The 15556-nt window shown below is 41.1% G+C and carries 14 protein-coding genes; all 14 read right to left on the bottom strand.

Going from position 1 to position 15556, the window contains the following annotated elements; genetic code table 11:
* Positions 1-95: 95 nt before the first annotated feature.
* The gene (gene adcA / locus PCY12_RS02435; RefSeq protein ID WP_301351362.1) at positions 96-1601 is read right to left on the bottom strand and encodes a zinc ABC transporter substrate-binding lipoprotein AdcA; all 1506 of its coding nucleotides are present in this window, start codon (positions 1599-1601) and stop codon (positions 96-98) included.
* A gap of 9 nt (positions 1602-1610) precedes the next feature.
* On the bottom strand, positions 1611-2417 hold the full coding sequence (locus tag PCY12_RS02430) for a metal ABC transporter permease (RefSeq protein WP_000950030.1): 807 nt from the start codon (positions 2415-2417) through the stop codon (positions 1611-1613).
* Positions 2410-3114 carry a metal ABC transporter ATP-binding protein gene (locus PCY12_RS02425; RefSeq protein ID WP_301351360.1) on the bottom strand — a complete coding sequence of 235 codons (705 nt, stop codon included), beginning with the start codon at positions 3112-3114 and terminating at the stop codon, positions 2410-2412. The genes PCY12_RS02430 and PCY12_RS02425 overlap by 8 nt, the downstream gene beginning before the upstream one ends.
* Positions 3114-3554 (bottom strand): zinc-dependent transcriptional regulator AdcR, encoded by a 441-nt coding sequence (gene adcR / locus PCY12_RS02420; RefSeq protein WP_049511334.1) that lies wholly within the window; start codon positions 3552-3554, stop codon positions 3114-3116. The genes PCY12_RS02425 and adcR overlap by 1 nt, the downstream gene beginning before the upstream one ends.
* Positions 3555-3705: 151 nt before the next feature.
* Positions 3706-4974 carry a D-alanyl-lipoteichoic acid biosynthesis protein DltD gene (dltD, locus tag PCY12_RS02415; RefSeq protein WP_301351359.1) on the bottom strand — a complete coding sequence of 423 codons (1269 nt, stop codon included), beginning with the start codon at positions 4972-4974 and terminating at the stop codon, positions 3706-3708.
* Complete coding sequence (gene dltC / locus PCY12_RS02410) at positions 4967-5206, bottom strand: D-alanine--poly(phosphoribitol) ligase subunit DltC (RefSeq protein ID WP_000351967.1); 240 nt, start codon at positions 5204-5206, stop codon at positions 4967-4969. The genes dltD and dltC overlap by 8 nt, the downstream gene beginning before the upstream one ends.
* A gap of 13 nt (positions 5207-5219) precedes the next feature.
* Entirely contained in the window at positions 5220-6464 is a 1245-nt protein-coding gene (gene dltB / locus PCY12_RS02405) for a D-alanyl-lipoteichoic acid biosynthesis protein DltB (RefSeq protein WP_172930091.1), read from the bottom strand.
* A complete protein-coding gene (gene dltA, locus PCY12_RS02400) occupies positions 6461-8011 on the bottom strand; it encodes a D-alanine--poly(phosphoribitol) ligase subunit DltA (protein WP_173212891.1) in 1551 nt (516 codons plus the stop codon). Before dltA ends, dltB begins: the two co-directional genes overlap by 4 nt.
* A gap of 20 nt (positions 8012-8031) precedes the next feature.
* A complete protein-coding gene (locus PCY12_RS02395; protein ID WP_000813667.1) occupies positions 8032-8163 on the bottom strand; it encodes a teichoic acid D-Ala incorporation-associated protein DltX in 132 nt (43 codons plus the stop codon).
* Positions 8164-8471: 308 nt separating this feature from the next.
* On the bottom strand, positions 8472-9650 hold the full coding sequence (locus tag PCY12_RS02390; protein ID WP_301351357.1) for a ryptide export MFS transporter: 1179 nt from the start codon (positions 9648-9650) through the stop codon (positions 8472-8474).
* A 149-nt stretch (positions 9651-9799) separates the two neighbouring features.
* Positions 9800-10504 carry an MIP/aquaporin family protein gene (locus tag PCY12_RS02385; RefSeq protein ID WP_000980824.1) on the bottom strand — a complete coding sequence of 235 codons (705 nt, stop codon included), beginning with the start codon at positions 10502-10504 and terminating at the stop codon, positions 9800-9802.
* 70 nt (positions 10505-10574) lie between these two features.
* Positions 10575-12401 carry a type 1 glycerol-3-phosphate oxidase gene (gene glpO / locus PCY12_RS02380; protein ID WP_301351355.1) on the bottom strand — a complete coding sequence of 609 codons (1827 nt, stop codon included), beginning with the start codon at positions 12399-12401 and terminating at the stop codon, positions 10575-10577.
* A 41-nt stretch (positions 12402-12442) separates the two neighbouring features.
* Entirely contained in the window at positions 12443-13951 is a 1509-nt protein-coding gene (gene glpK / locus PCY12_RS02375; RefSeq protein ID WP_301351353.1) for a glycerol kinase GlpK, read from the bottom strand.
* A gap of 157 nt (positions 13952-14108) precedes the next feature.
* Positions 14109-15536, bottom strand: a complete 1428-nt coding sequence (locus tag PCY12_RS02370; RefSeq protein ID WP_301351351.1) for a helix-turn-helix domain-containing protein — start codon at positions 15534-15536, stop codon at positions 14109-14111.
* Positions 15537-15556 lie beyond the last annotated feature (20 nt).

Raw genomic sequence — 15556 nt, 5'->3', positions numbered from 1 at the left:
TTTATTTATTGTTTAAAGTTCTGAAAAGTCTATAATGAAGTTAGCCATCTAGTATCAAAAAACCGACTAGCTCTTATGAACTAGTCGATTTCTCATCAATGTGCCAACATTTCTTGGGCGATTTCTTGTCCAGATAGGTTATCTGGGTAGTAGGTTGGCCAGTTGTCCATTTCTTCAAAGAGGGCTTCTTGGCTTGTGCCTCCAAAGAAGATATGGAAGTGTTCTGCCTTAACTGGGGCGATATTGTGGTCGCTAAACTGAACATACTTGAATTGTCCAGCATCAGCATCTGTGGCTTCAAAGAGGAAGCGCACACCACGATTACCCTTCTTATAAGTCAAGATTTTTTTGCCAACATACTTGTAAGTATATTTCTTACTTTGTCCACCTTGAACAAATTCCATAGTGTTATCAGTGATATTAATCTTAGTCACATCTGTCTGATAGCCTTTTGTATAGTAGGCCTTGTACTCAGCCTGAGTCATCTTACCAGTCAACTTAGCCTTGTAGTCAAAGACTTGGTCAAAAGTTCCATCTTCAAGGAAAGGATAAACTGATTGCCAGTTACCTGCATAGTCACTCAAGGTACGATCCTTGACATCTGCATCCTCAAAGTAACCATTTTGAACTGTCTTCGTATCCTCTGCCTTTTCAGGTTCGATAGCTGGACCTTCTTGGTCTGTTGTTTGTTTTAGAGCCTTGAGGTTTTTCTCCATGATAGAGATGTAATTTTCTCCAGCCTTGGTGTCCTCTTCTGTCAGACTTTCTAAAGGATTAAGGACATCTGTTTTGACACCTGCCTCTTTTGAAAGTGTATTAGCAAGGGCTTGTGAGGCGTTTTCCTCAAAGTAGATATAGGCAATTTTATTTTTCTTGACGTACTCTGTCAATTCTGCCAAACGAGCAGCTGATGGCTCGGCATCTGGAGAGAGTCCTGATATTGATACTTGCTTGAGACCGTAGTCCAAGGCAAGGTAGTTAAAGGCTGCGTGTTGCGTTACAAAGCTCTTTTGTTTGGCTTGAGACAAGCCTTCTGCATAAGCCTTATCCAAGGATTGCAATTTTTCGATATAGGCAGCAGCATTCTTTTCAAAGGTCTCTTTTTTATCAGGATAATCTGCTGACAAGCTATCACGGATGTGCTCTACAAGTTTAATGGCACGAACTGGTGATAACCAAACATGGGGGTCAAACTCATGGTGATGACCTTCTTCTCCATGGTCATGGTCTCCCTCTTCTTCCTCGCCACCTGGCAAGAGCAACATATCGCCTGTCGCCTTGATGGTTTTGACCTTTTTCTTATCCAAGGTATCTAGCAATTTAGGTACCCATGTTTCCATGTTTTCATTTTCATAAACGAAGGTGTCTGCGTCTTGGATTTTGGCAACTGCCTTGGCAGACGGTTCGTATTCATGAGGTTCTGTACCAGCACCGATGAGGAGTTCTACATTAGCAGTATCTCCTGCAACTTGCTTGGTAAATTCATAGACAGGGTAAAAGGTTGTCACGATATTGAGTTTGCCATCTGCCTGTTTTTGATTGGAACAAGCCACTAAAAACAAGGCACATAGACTGGCTAGTAATAAGCTAATTTTTTTCATCTTAGTCTCCTATTTGATAAAACGTCTTACTAAACTAATTAGCAAGAAAACAGTTACAAAAATAATAGTAATACTTGCACTTGCAGGTGTTTCTGCATAGTAGGAAATGTAGAGTCCTGCCACCATTCCCAAAAAGCCAATAGCACTAGCAAGTAGCATAACCGATTTAAAGTTTTTCCCCAGACGCAGGGCAATACTAGCTGGCAAGACCATGATGGTCGATACCAGAAGAGCTCCTGCCGCAGGAATCATAAGGGCAATGGCCACCCCTGTCACCATGTTAAAAAGAATAGACATGGTACGAACAGGCAAGCCATCTACAAAAGCTGTATCCTCATCAAAGGTCAGGATATACATTGGACGAAGGAAGAGGAAGGTCAAAATCAAGACAACCGCCGCAATGACAAAGAGGGAAATAACCTGCTCTTCACTAATCGTCACGATGGAACCAAAAAGGTACTGGTCCAAACTCATTGAACTAGAGCTTTTACCCTTGCTCATGACAATCAGAGAAACAGCCAGACCCGTTGACATGAGGATAGCTGTCCCGATTTCCATAAAGCTCTTGTAAACCGTACGGAGATACTCCAAAAAGACCGCCGCAATCAAGACAATAGCAATAGTGGAAATAGTCGGAGAAATCCCCAAAACCAGGCCAAAGGCTACACCCGAAAGTGAGACGTGGCTGAGAGTATCACTCATCAAACTCTGACGACGCAAGATAAGGAAGGTTCCCAATACCGGCGAGAAAAGACTCATGGCAATAACAGCCAGAAAGGCACGCTGCATAAAGTCATAAGATAACAAACTAAGCATGACCCACCTCCTGATCATTCTCATGAATGTTGAAACAACGCCATGGCGAGTCTTGGTTACGGACTAGATGGATATTGCGGTCCGCATAGTCCTTAACTTCTTCAGGGTCATGGGTAATCATCAAAACAGCCTTGCCATGATGATGGGCGCTGTGGTGCATGAGTTCGTAAAATTCATTTTTACTTCCTGCATCCATCCCCGTTGTCGGTTCATCTAGGATAAACACATCTGGATCCGAAGCAAACATACGCGCAATCACCGCTCGCTGCTTTTGCCCCCCAGATAGAGACCCCAAGCGTTTGTCTCGGTGTTCCCACATACCAACTGAGTCCAGACTAGCCTTGATATGCTCCTCATCATGAGCATTCAAGCGACGGAACCAACCCTTTCGCGGATAGCGACCCGACTTGACAAACTCATAAACCGTACTTGGAAAACCAGCATTAAAACTGGCAATCTGTTGAGGAAGGTAAGCTATTCTCAATTTCTTACCCTGGGCATTTGTCTTTGAAATGGTCACCTTACCAATGCGTGGTTGGAGGATTCCAAGACTGGCCTTGATCAGTGTCGTCTTAGCCGCTCCATTTTCCCCTGTCAAGGTAACAAATTCCCCACTATCAACACTATAATTGATATGTTCAAGAACAGGCTCCTTATCATAATAGAAGGATAAATCCTCTACCGTAATATATCTCATTATTTGATTTCTCCTACTAAAGCAGTCAAAAACCGCTGAATCACTTTTTGTTCATTTGGAGTAAACTGAGTCGCCACTTGTTCATAGGTTAAAAGCGTATGCTCATGGTGATGGTGGTGCTCCTCAGCAATTGGACGAGCCAAATCAGTCAACTGATAAAAAATCACACGCGCATCCTTAGGATCTTTAGATGTTTCCAACATCCCTTCCTTGACCAAAGACTTAATGGCCTTGGTAACTGCCGCCTGACTGACATTGAGACGACGGGCCAATTCTGAATTTGTTAAAGATTCCTCTGACAAAAGCATGAGGATATGCTCCTGAGTATTGGTCAGAGCCACCTCACTAGTGCAATGACCTATTAGGATTTCATGCTGATTTTCAGCTCTTAAAATAACCTCATTTAAAAATGTGTCAATTTCCTGTGCAAGCTGTCTCATGTATTACTCCTTTCCCATCCCTTCTTCTCTATTTCTAAGAGAAAACCAATTTATTAACCGGTCATTTACTGGTTCATTATATCATAATCTAAAAAAGAGTCAAGAAAAAACGTGAAAATAGGCTTCATTCTTGAACTCTTCTGTCATTCATCTACTGAAATTCCTTGACATCTCCATCATAAGTCGCCCAATCTTTGCTGAAAAAGCGCTCATTCAGATGGTAAGTCGGAGCTGGTGTGGGATTGGATAGGAAAGGATCAACTGCCTTGTCAAAAGCCAACCAACCCAACCAACCAATATGAATTGTATCTTTTACAAAATAAGGTTCAGCACCATTTTTTGAAAAATCTGCTATATTGGTAAAACCTTGGCTTTCTAACTGGTAACGAATCTTTTCAACTGCGTGTTGATACATATCTTGATTTAATCCTGTATAATCCATCCATTTTTTATTAACAGGTTGAATCACAAACAATACATTCACTTTTGAATTCGCAAATTGATTTAAGACTAATTGCAAGTCATTATATTCAGATGATTTTAGAAAATTATAATTTTTCTGATAATCCTTCCACTTTTTTAAATCTTTCTTTACTTGCGTATCATAGAAACGATTTTCCATCCCCATATCATTATTCGTGGTATTTGCTTCAGCATCTTTTACAGCGATTTCTCTCAATTCATCGTAGGAAAATTTATCTGGTAAGTCTTTCAGATACTTCTCCACACGCTCTCTATATTTTTCTCCATCATTCACTGACAATTGTCCAAATAGAAATGATTGTTTTTGGTTGAATCGTGCCAATGTATCTATGAATGTCTTATCTATTTCTGAAAGTTGCTCGCCCTCGGTTATTTTTTTGACTATATCTCCCAATACTACATTAGGATACTTTTTCATTAAACGCGTAGCGGCGTAACGACTTGACACATCTCCAGACTGATTTTCCAAAAAAGCGCCCAATTGATCCGTGTTAAAATACCTACGAAAAACTGCAGGTTCATACTCCGTTTCTGTAAACCACTGAGGAGAAATAACAAAAACAGCTTGTTTATTTTCTAGCTCTGGCAATATTTGCTGCATACCAAAGTACTGATTCAAAGAAGCTGCTCCTGCTTGTCCTAAGAAATAGGGTCTATACGAACGATTGTACTTCTCCGCTAAAACAGCTGGATGCATACTATCAAATCGAATCCACTCACTAGAACCAAAAAAGGGAATGAATCGTAGACTTGGGTCCGAAAGAGCTCTCACTTTCTGAAATCTTTCTCTAAAACTTTGTGTACTAATCGCTGCTGCATATCGTTTTTCTTCTGATAAATTATAACTTTTACTAGTAGGATAAAAGAAAATGAGCAGAAAAACCAACAAACCAGCTATCAAGACCGGTCCGAAGATCATCCATAAGCGTTTAAGCATTTTGTAGCTCCACAATACCAGCTATGATTTTATTAGCTGTATTCCAGTCATCGCGACCAAACTCTGTTACAGGGACACGAATGTCAAAACGGTTCTCAATCTCCACAATCAACTCAACCGTTCCCATACTATCCAAGACACCTGCATCAAAAAGATCTTCATCCATCATGTCAGAAACATCTTCCATAAACAACTCATCAATAATTTCGATAACTTCTGATTTGATATCCATATTTTATTTCCTTTTATTTTTTAAACCATAAATCATTCAAGAATCCAGAAAAGATTAAGAATGACAGCATGACGACATGGAAGGTGACAACCATGCCAAGCAACTGAATCCAGCGATTCTCAGGTAGAGCAGCTTTCCCTGCTTTTTTCCGTTCCTTATTGAGCGTTTTTTTCTTGCGAATCCAAGCGTCATTGATGACCAAGCCTAGTCCATGAAAGAGTCCGTAGGCGATATAGTACCAAGTCACTCCATGCCAAAATCCCATAATCAGCATATTTACAATGTAGGCCACACTTGAGGTTACATTGCGATTTTTAAAGACCTTCTTTCTGGTTAACACCATGACCATTCGCATAAAGACAAAGTCACGAAACCAGAAAGACAGACTCATATGCCAGCGATTCCAAAACTCCTTCAAATCCCTTGATAAAAAAGGTTTGTTAAAGTTGATAGGGCTACGAATTCCCATCAAATTTGAAATGGCTAAGGCAAACATAGAATAACCTGCAAAGTCAAAGAAGAGTTCCAGACCAAAGGTATACATAACTGCCAAGGCATAGAGGTTAAAGAAGCCACCTGACTGCAAGGCTAAATTCTTCAAAGGAGGCAACAAGGTCTCTCCTAAAACATGAGCTAGGATAAACTTATACAAAAAGCCCCACATGATATAGCGAACAGATTCATCCAGCATATCCATCAACTCATCTCGCTCAGGAATGGTCTGATAATTTTCATTAAATCGCTTAAAGCGATCGATTGGACCACTTGAAAAAGTCGGCATGAAGAGAAGGAAACGAAGGAATTCCCAGAGGGTAAAATCCTTAATCACTCCATCTCTCAGCTCGATGATAATCCCAACCGAACGAAAGGTCAGGTAAGAAATACCCAAAAAGCCAAGCAAAGACTGCGTTCCATTGATAGCTGGCTGCACCTTGACAAAGATAATCGGAAGGAGGGACAGAAAACTAACTAAGTAGAAGACCCACTTGCCATCCTTGCTTTTTCGATAATGCTTGTAGAAAAGCAGGAGCAATATTTCCCAGCAAAGGTAAATACCCAAGGCAGCTAGTTGATTGGTCTTCCCACCTACCAACATGGTGACGATAAAGAAGAGGCTAACCAGCACTTCATACCAGGCAAAGCGTTTCTTGAAAAAGAGGCCGATAAAGATGGGCAAGGTTGCAGCAATCACATAGACAAAATACTGAGGATTGCCATATGGCTCTAAATGAGGAAGCTGTTGAAAGAACTCCATCATCTCTCATTCACCTCGTTAATCAATCCTTTGATGTCAATTTTTCCATTTGGAGTCAGTGGCAGACTGTCTCGATAAAGGAATTTAGACGGCATCATGTAGGACATCATGATATCTGTTAAATCTTCCTTGATAGCCTTGGTAATATCAATATCTCGCTCAAACTGCTCACGCACACCATCTTTTAAGATGACATAGGCCAACAGATTTTGCACCTTATGATCCTTGTTATAACGTGGAACAGCAACAGCAGATTCGATAAAACGAGACTTGTTGAGGTTTTGCGAGACATCTTCTAACTCAATGCGGTAACCGTTGAACTTAATCTGGAAGTCCATGCGTCCGCCGTAGAGAAGCAAGCCCTCATCTGTCATGGTTCCCACATCGCCTGTGTGGTAGGCTGGCAGTCCTTCAAACTCAAAGAAAGCTTCCGCTGTTTTTTCAGGATTGTTCATATAACCTTTTGAAACGGCTGGTCCAGAAACAATGATTTCTCCCTGTTCGCCATTTGGCAATTTATTGCCGTCCTCGTCAATGATAAAGGTTGGAGAATCAGCCTTGGTATAACCGATTGGTAGGCGTTTGAGAGTCGCTAGCATCTCATCTGTCACGGCAACTGCGGACAGGGCCACTGTCGCTTCTGTTGGGCCGTAAGCATTGATAATACGGGCATTGGGGAAACGCTCACGTAGTTTTTGAGCTGTTTTGACCGTCAATTCTTCACCATCAAAGTAGAAATGCGTGATGTCAGGCATTTTTTCGCTATTAAAGTCTTCAGACAACATGGCCATATCTGCAAAAGAAGGGGTTGATGTCCAGATAGCGATTGGCAATGAAAAGATGGTCGTAAAGAGTTGCTTAAAGTCCTGAGTAATAGCTGAAGGAAGAGCGAAGAGCGTACCACCTAATGCCAAGGTCGGAGCCCAGTACATGACAGACAGGTCAAAAGAATAAGGTGGCTGAGCCAGCATTTGCGGACGACTTGGCGTCGCAAATTCCTTGTCCGTAATCATCCAATTGGTAAAGCTGAGGAGGTTATCATGTGAAATCTGCACTCCCTTTGGCTTACCAGTTGTACCAGAAGTAAAGATGATGTAGTAGTTATCATCTCCCTTGACTGGATGCGTGATCTCATATCTAGACCCTTGGGCAAAGGCTTCTTGAACCTGAGCTAGAGTCATCATCGGTGTAGAAACCTGCTCCAATGAAAAGTCTGAGATAGCAATAATCAAACTTGGCTCCGCTACTTCTAAAATAGCCGAAACTCGCTCCAAGGCCGAATGACTATCAATTGGAATGTAGGCATGTCCTGACTTAGTCAAGGCTACAAAAGTTGCCAACATTTCATATTCTTGGCCACCAAAAACGACCACAGGAGACTTCTCAGGCAATCCTAGTTGGTCAATGGCTGCAGCCAAACTATCCGAATCAGCCTTTAAATCGCCATAAGTGTGTTCCTGACCCAAAACATTGTAAACAGGATAGCTAGGCTGTATCTGAGCAAAATGCTCAATGGTTTCAATCATATCTACTATTGGTTTATTTGACACAATAGGAATTCTCCTTCAAGTTAAAATTCATTATAGATAAAGCTTCCTTGACCCTGACCAAGATAGCTAAAGAAGTAAAGCAGCCCTAGAAAGATAAGAAAATACAAGGCTGTCCGACCAAGAAAAAGGTACAATTCTTTTCTCTGTTTCATCAAGAAAAACCATTCATTTCTGTAATTTTTGCTAAATAAGATAGACTCTTACTATAGTATTTTTCTACTATTGTACCACTTTATAGACTAGTTTTTCAATTGTTTACCATATGTTTTCAATAGATTTCAGCTTATTTTAAGGATTATGCGGTTTTTCTATGTATATTTCAAATAGAGTGATCCTGCTTCAAAACTCCATTTCAGGAGACAATGAAGTAAATCTTCTCATAATAAAACGCACAATATCAAGTTTTCGACACCTGATACTATGCGCTTTTCTAATTTTTCAAGACTTTTTAACCCGTCTCTCATTTAAAATAATCTCGTCTGATATAAATTAAAATAGCTTCTATCATCAGACAAATGGCTGATAGCCAAAAACTGATGCTAATACCAAAACTCTCAGTAATATAGCTCATTAGCAAAACAAATACTGAAAATGCTAATGTCGAAATCACTTCAAGAACGGAATAGACATTAACCAAGTTATTTTCCTCTACTGTTTCCTGAAGAAATACAGTTTCAGGAACTTCTTTTAGCTGCGATAACATACCAACTAAAGCTGAAAATACTAAAAATATCTGTGCATTTGAAAAAAATAGAATAGTCAGTGTCACTATTGCCATAGCTACAAGAGGAAAAAGAATACTTTCCCATTTAGCAGCAAGGAACTTTTCAGATAGCCTAAAAGCAATTAAGCCACTAATTATAATACCAATAGAGTATGCTGTATTAGAATATCCCCAGTAACTTTCCGTTTTATTTAATAACTCAGTTACAAAAACAAGTATAATGGAAGAAACCCAAATCGTATTTGAAAAAATTTCCAATAAATTGGCTGATACAAAAAGTCTTAATCTAGAATCTCTAGCAACTAACTTCCAACCTTTGAGCAAAATTTCAAGATTAGTTTCTGACTCTAACACCTCCACTTCAGCGTTAGGAAGAAATAACATCAGAAAGCTAGAAATGATATACAACATTAAAATGATAAACGTGGTAGGTAAAAGACCAATTGTTGCAAACAAGAGTCCACCTAATCCCCAACCCACTAACTGAACAGCTTCACCACTCATTGATAAGGCTGAATTAGCCTTACCCAAATCGGTCGCATAGCGTGGCACAATAGCATAGGAAACAGGTGCTGCAAAACCATCTAATATTGAAATTGCCACAACAAATAGATAGGTCACCAAAGGCGCTACTGATTGCATTACGGTAAACATTCCTACCAGTATCGCCAATAATATAGTCTTTCCAAATTGGGATAAAGATAAAACTCTATTTAGCGCTATCCTTTTAGTAACTAAAGGAACTAAAAGACTCGCAACAAAAGAGGATATCCCTATTAAAATGGGAACTAGTGATGTGGCAATTACTGATTTTGAAATAATGTATATGTTAGCAATGATTGTTACTCTAAAGAAAATATCTGCTAAATTTGCAAACAATTGAGAGACTAACAACTTGATAAATGAATTAGACATGTAGCGCTCCCCCTTTAGTTACAAGCTTTGGAATTAAATTTGATTTTTAATATTCTAGCATAAAATAACAGAAAATAAAAGCGAGGTTTTCACATGAAAAAGCCCGAGATTTTCATCTCAAGCTCTTATCAACATAATTATTTTCTAAACTAGAAAAGTGAGAATACAAGCACGGCCAAAGCTGCTCCGATAACAGGTCCTACAACAGGAATCCAAGCGTAAGACCAGTCTCCGTCTCCCTTGTTTGAAATTGGCAAGATGCTATGCATGATACGAGGTCCAAGGTCACGAGCTGGGTTCAAGGCATAGCCTGTTGTCCCACCTAGTGATAGACCGATACCGACAATCAAAGTCCCCACTGCGAAGGTTCCGATTCCTGCTTGAAGGTCATAAAGACCCAAAGCAAAGATTGTCAAGACCAAAACAAAGGTTCCAAGGATTTCGCTAATCAAGTTTGATACAGTATCTTTGATGGCCGGTCCTGTGCTGAAAGTAGCCAAAATATTTCCTGCATTTTCTTCTGCCTCATAATGCGGTTTGAATTGCAACCAAACCAAAATCTGACCCAGCATAGCCCCTGCAAACTGAGCTAGGATATAAGGGAAAACGGAAGCCCAAGGTAAGCCACCTTTTAAGGCCACACCGATGGTCACAGCTGGGTTTAAATGAGCTGGACTGAGTTTTCCAGATACAAAGACTGCAACCGCAACTGCAATCCCCCAACCCATAGTGATCACAATCCAACCTGAGCTGTTGCTCTTGGTTTTAGGAAGAACCACACCTGCAACAACACCATTTCCTAGAAGAATCAGGATTAAAGTCCCTAGAAATTCTCCAAATAATTCATTCATCATCTTTCTGTCTCCATTAAAAAGGAGGAGAGGGTAGACTAGGAGTCCTGCCCGCCACCTCTTTTATTTTTTCTTAATTTTTTAATTCTGCTAAATCGTTGTTAGCAAGAGCTGATTTGACATCCGCACGGTAGCCTGCTTTTTCTTCTTCTGACCAATCATAGAATCGTCCCATTTCATTCAAAACTGGCTCAACGATGCTATCCAAACTATCACGCATAAAGAGCATGTGGTTGGTACGACGAAGGAGGAAGTCAACTGGGCTCAGAGCCAACTCATTACGCATTGCATAGTGAAGTGACAAAGTGTCTGCCAAGCTGAGTCCTGGTGCTTGTTCTAAACTATGAGCAAGAGCAAAGACTTTCGGTGCATTTGAACCATAGAGATTTGCTAGGTAATGAGCTTCCTTGCTATCCAAGCCACGTGACACTCCAAGTTGCGCAAAGGCTTCGATTTCTGAGTCCACATTTGCTGGGTTCAATTCCCCACCTGAAACAGGATATGTCTTAGAGTTGATGAGTTTAAAGCTGCGGTCAAATTCTGCTTTGAGGATGTCAACCACACGCTCCATAGCTCCTTCAGCCATCTTACGGTAATCTGTGATTTTACCACCAGCAAGTGTCAAGAGACCATTATCATCTCGGTCCAAGCTAGAACCACGAGAAACTGCAGATGGGTCCAAATGTTTCTCAGAGGTACTGCTTTCAAGCTTGCTGACAGCAGCCTCAACATCTTCACGCGTTTTTTCTTTAGAGAGATAAGATTCAACAGTCGCAATCAAGTTGTTAAAGCTTTCATCACTGATGGTTCCGTTATTTCCTCCATTGTAGTCAGAAGCGCTATTACCTGCGATCAATGGACGAAGACCTGCCCAGCTACTTTCAATGTCAGCAACTGTAATGTTGGCTTCTGGGAAGCGGTTGTTGACAATGCCAAGTAGATAATCTACATCTTCCTGAGTCACTTTTGGATGTTCCAAATCACCTGTGTAGTCTGTATCCGTTGTACCAAAGTAAGTCTTGTTTTCACGTGGGAGAACAAAGACCATACGGCCATCACCCAAACCTGTATCAAAGTAAACTGGCTGTGAAACCTTGATCTTGCTTGAATCCACTACCAAGTGAACTCCCTTAGTTGGACGCATTTGTGAGAATTGTGTTCCCTTATTAGACAAATTGCGCACCTTATCGCTCCAAGGACCTGTAGTGTTAATAACCAGACGCGCCTTGATTTCAAAGACTTGGTCTGTCAACAAATCACGGGCTACAACACCTGTAATCTTACCACTTTCGTCAAAGAGGAAGCCTTCTGCCTTAACGTGGCTGGCAATGAGGGCACCGTCTTGGTTGGCACGTTTGATGTTTTCAATCACGAGACGGGCATCGTTGTTACGGAAGTCAAGATAAACTCCACCTCCTACCAAACCTTCTTTCTTCAAGTTTGGCTGGCGTTCCAAAACTTGATCCTTGCTCAAAACCTTGTTAGCAGCTGGGGTGTTGTTAACACCCGCCAAAAGGTCGTACAAGTCCATAGCTACTTTAAGACGGAAGAGGCTAAAGGTCGCTCCATCTTCATCGTAAACTGGTAAGAGCATTGGGTCCGGTTTTGGAATGTGTGGAGCAATTTGTTGTACTACTGCACGTTCAGAAACTGTATCTGAGACCACTTCTACGTCAAATTGCTTAAGGTAACGAAGTCCTCCGTGAACCAATTTAGTTGAACGGCTAGATGTTCCTTCTGCGAAGTCCTGCATTTCAATCAAACCAGTCTCAAGACCGCTAGCTGCTGCCTGCAAGGCTACACCAGCTCCTGTGATTCCTCCACCGATAATCAAGAGATCCAGGGTACGTTCCTGCATTTTTTTAATTGATAATTCACGTGTTTTCTTTGAAAATTCCATATTTACACACTTTCTAAATAAATCGCTTTATTCTGCCAGTATTAGTCGTCTACTTCCGCAAAGACTTGGGTTGCTTTTACAGCTTTCTTCCAGCCCTTGTAGAGTTGTTCCTTGCGCGATTCGTTCATCGATGGTTCAAAAAGTTCTCCTGTCTCGTTCAAGAGTTTCAACTCATCCAAATCCTTCCAGTAGCCTACTGACAAACCTGCTAGGAAAGCTGCCCCTAGAGCTGTTGTTTCCAAGTTTTTGGCGCGTGCAATGTCAATTCCTAAAATATCAGCTTGGAACTGCATGAGGAAGTTGTTCATAGCTGCACCACCGTCTACTTTCAAGACTTGGATAGCTGTCTGCGCATCCACTTGCATGGTGTCGATGATGTCACGCACTTGATAAGCGATAGATTGCAAAGTCGCCTTGATAAAGTCTTCTTTACTTGTTCCACGAGTCAATCCAAAGACAGAACCGCGAGCGTTTTGGTTCCAGTATGGAGCACCTAGACCTGTAAAGGCTGGAACGACATAAACTTCATCATCATTGTGAGAATTACGAGCGTATTTTTCAGATTCTGGTGAATTTTCAACCATGCGAAGACCGTCACGAAGCCATTGAATAGCACTTCCTGCGATGAAGATAGAACCTTCCAAGGCATAATAAACCTTGCCGTTGATTCCGTAACCAATGGTTGTCAAGAGGTTGTTCTCAGACAACTGCATTTCTTCACCAGTATTCATGATGATGAAAGATCCTGTTCCATAAGTATTCTTGACCATACCTGGTTCAAAGGCCAACTGTCCAAAGAGGGCCGCTTGTTGGTCCCCAGCCATACCTGAGATTGGCACTTGTCCACCGTAGAAATGGAATGGAGCTGTCTTACCATAGATTTCAGAGTTAGAACGAACTTCTGGCAGCATAGCCTTCGGAATGTTGAGAATTTCCAAAATCTCATCATCCCATTTGAGTTCTTTAATGTTATAAAGCATGGTACGAGCTGCATTTGAGTAGTCCGTCACGTGAGTCGCACCGTCAGTCAATTTCCAAACCAACCAAGTATCGATAGTACCAAAGAGCAATTCCCCTTTTTCTGCTCGCTCTTGAGCGCCCTCTACATGATCCAAAATCCAACGAACCTTAGTAGCAGAGAAGTAAGCATCGATGATCAAACCAGTCTTTTCATGGAATTTTTCCACATAACCTTGGCTTTTCAGCTGTTCAGCCAGAGGAGCTGTCTGACGTGATTGCCAAACGATAGCATTGTAGATAGGAAGTCCTGTTTTCTTATCCCAAACGACCGTTGTTTCACGTTGGTTGGTAATTCCGATTGCTTCGATTTGATTTGGCTTGACACCACTTTCGATGAAAGCTCCAGCGATAACTGACTGAACAGAGTTCCAAATTTCATTGGCATTGTGCTCAACCCAACCTGCCTGAGGGAAAATCTGGGTAAACTCTTTTTGACTCGAGCTGACCTTTTCTCCTTTTTTATTAAAAATGATGGCACGAGAACTTGTAGTTCCCTGGTCAATGGCCATGATGTATTTTTCTTGTGACATGTGCTGTCCTCCTGATAAAGATCTTGAGGTGTTTCCTCTTTACACTTACTAGTATACAAAATAAAGCGCTTTCTTGTTCATCAACTTTTTTTAATTTTTTAAAAAATGTGAGGAGATTGTGTGAATTTCACAAAAAGGCCTGGAACAACCAAGCCTTTTAACTAAATAATAACTGACGAATCCCTGCCAAATCTTCCATATCCAAGTCGTTTTTTAAATAATAGACTGGGGTCTGTTCCTTCTTATGAATCGGGTTATTGGTAACCAGCAAATCATAATGCCGAGTTCGGTCATAGGCTTCAATGGTGATAAAACGATTGTATTCCAAATACCGTTTCAAAATGGCTGCCATCCTTGAAAAGACAAGAAAACCAGATGTCAAATCCAGACCAATCCGCATATGCTGACCACCATTTTCAGCCATATATTCGATCAACTGGAGCCATTCCCAGAGAATTTTCTTATCCAAATCCGTCCCCTGATGAAAGGCAGGTAGAGCATGAAAAATCTCCTCTGCTGTCTCTTTAAAATCATGTTCCATCAGCAAATAAGGATGACGATTCTCTAACTGATACTTGTAGCGATCCTGTAAAATATAGCCCTTATAGAGGTAGACTTGAGCACAAAGTTGACTGAGTTCATAGGTGACATGGTCCTCTGTATAATCCCCCAGTAACTCCTCTTTCTTCATTTCTTGAATCAATTGCGTCAGCAAATCTACCAACTGCCCTCCAAAACCAAGGATATACTCCATAGTATGAAGAGGAAGAATGCGATGGGATAGGAGGAAAGAGAAGAATATCATCATCTCACCATCCTCAGTTCCTAGAGGAAGGTGTTGTCCAGCGAAAAAGGACGGAGCCTTTCGATGCAAACGAAGGTAGAAAATATTGTCAAAATACCCTCGCATTTTCTCTTCTATCACTTGAAACTGACAGGCATTGACACGGAGACGTTGTTGACTGATATGAGCCCAGAGAACCAAGTCCAATTTCTGACCCGAAGACAAACTTGCACCGCAGATTTCTTCTAGTGTAGCAATTTCCTGCTTTCTCTCTGGTTTCTGCATGTGACCTTCCCATTCCTGACTCGACCAGACCTTGCGGAAAAGACAAAAATAGAAATAACGAATCTGATGCTCTGGACCTCGCCAACGTCCATTTTGGATGGATAAATCAAATTCTGACAAAATCTGATTTAGACTAGCTAAGTGACGACCAAGCGTGGCCTCGCTAATCATCAATTCTTGAGCCAGCTGATGGGCTAAAAACTGTTGGTGGTAAAGAAGATAGACCAAAATCTGATATTTAACAGCATTCTCCAAAAACAAGCTCCGGATATCTCTCCCCTTGGTAGCTGCACCGATCGATAGACGCAGATTTTCATCTTCTAAGGAGATATTCAGCTCTAAGCCACTGTCCAAAGCCTTGTCATTGAGTAGGGTGACATATTTGGTTAGGGTTGCTTTTGAAAATCCTGTTTCCTCCATTACAGCCTTGACAGTCGTCTGAGACTCTTGTAATAGAAAGGAAAGGATTGAAAATTGGCCAGATTCAGCCTTTTCCATCAAGTCTCCTAAATACATTTGTTACCCCTTTCATTTTC

This window comes from Streptococcus sp. SPS1, assembly GCF_030439915.1.
Classification (GTDB): domain Bacteria; phylum Bacillota; class Bacilli; order Lactobacillales; family Streptococcaceae; genus Streptococcus.
Note: the sequence above shows the minus strand (reverse complement) of the source record. Positions and strands in the feature narration are given on the sequence as shown.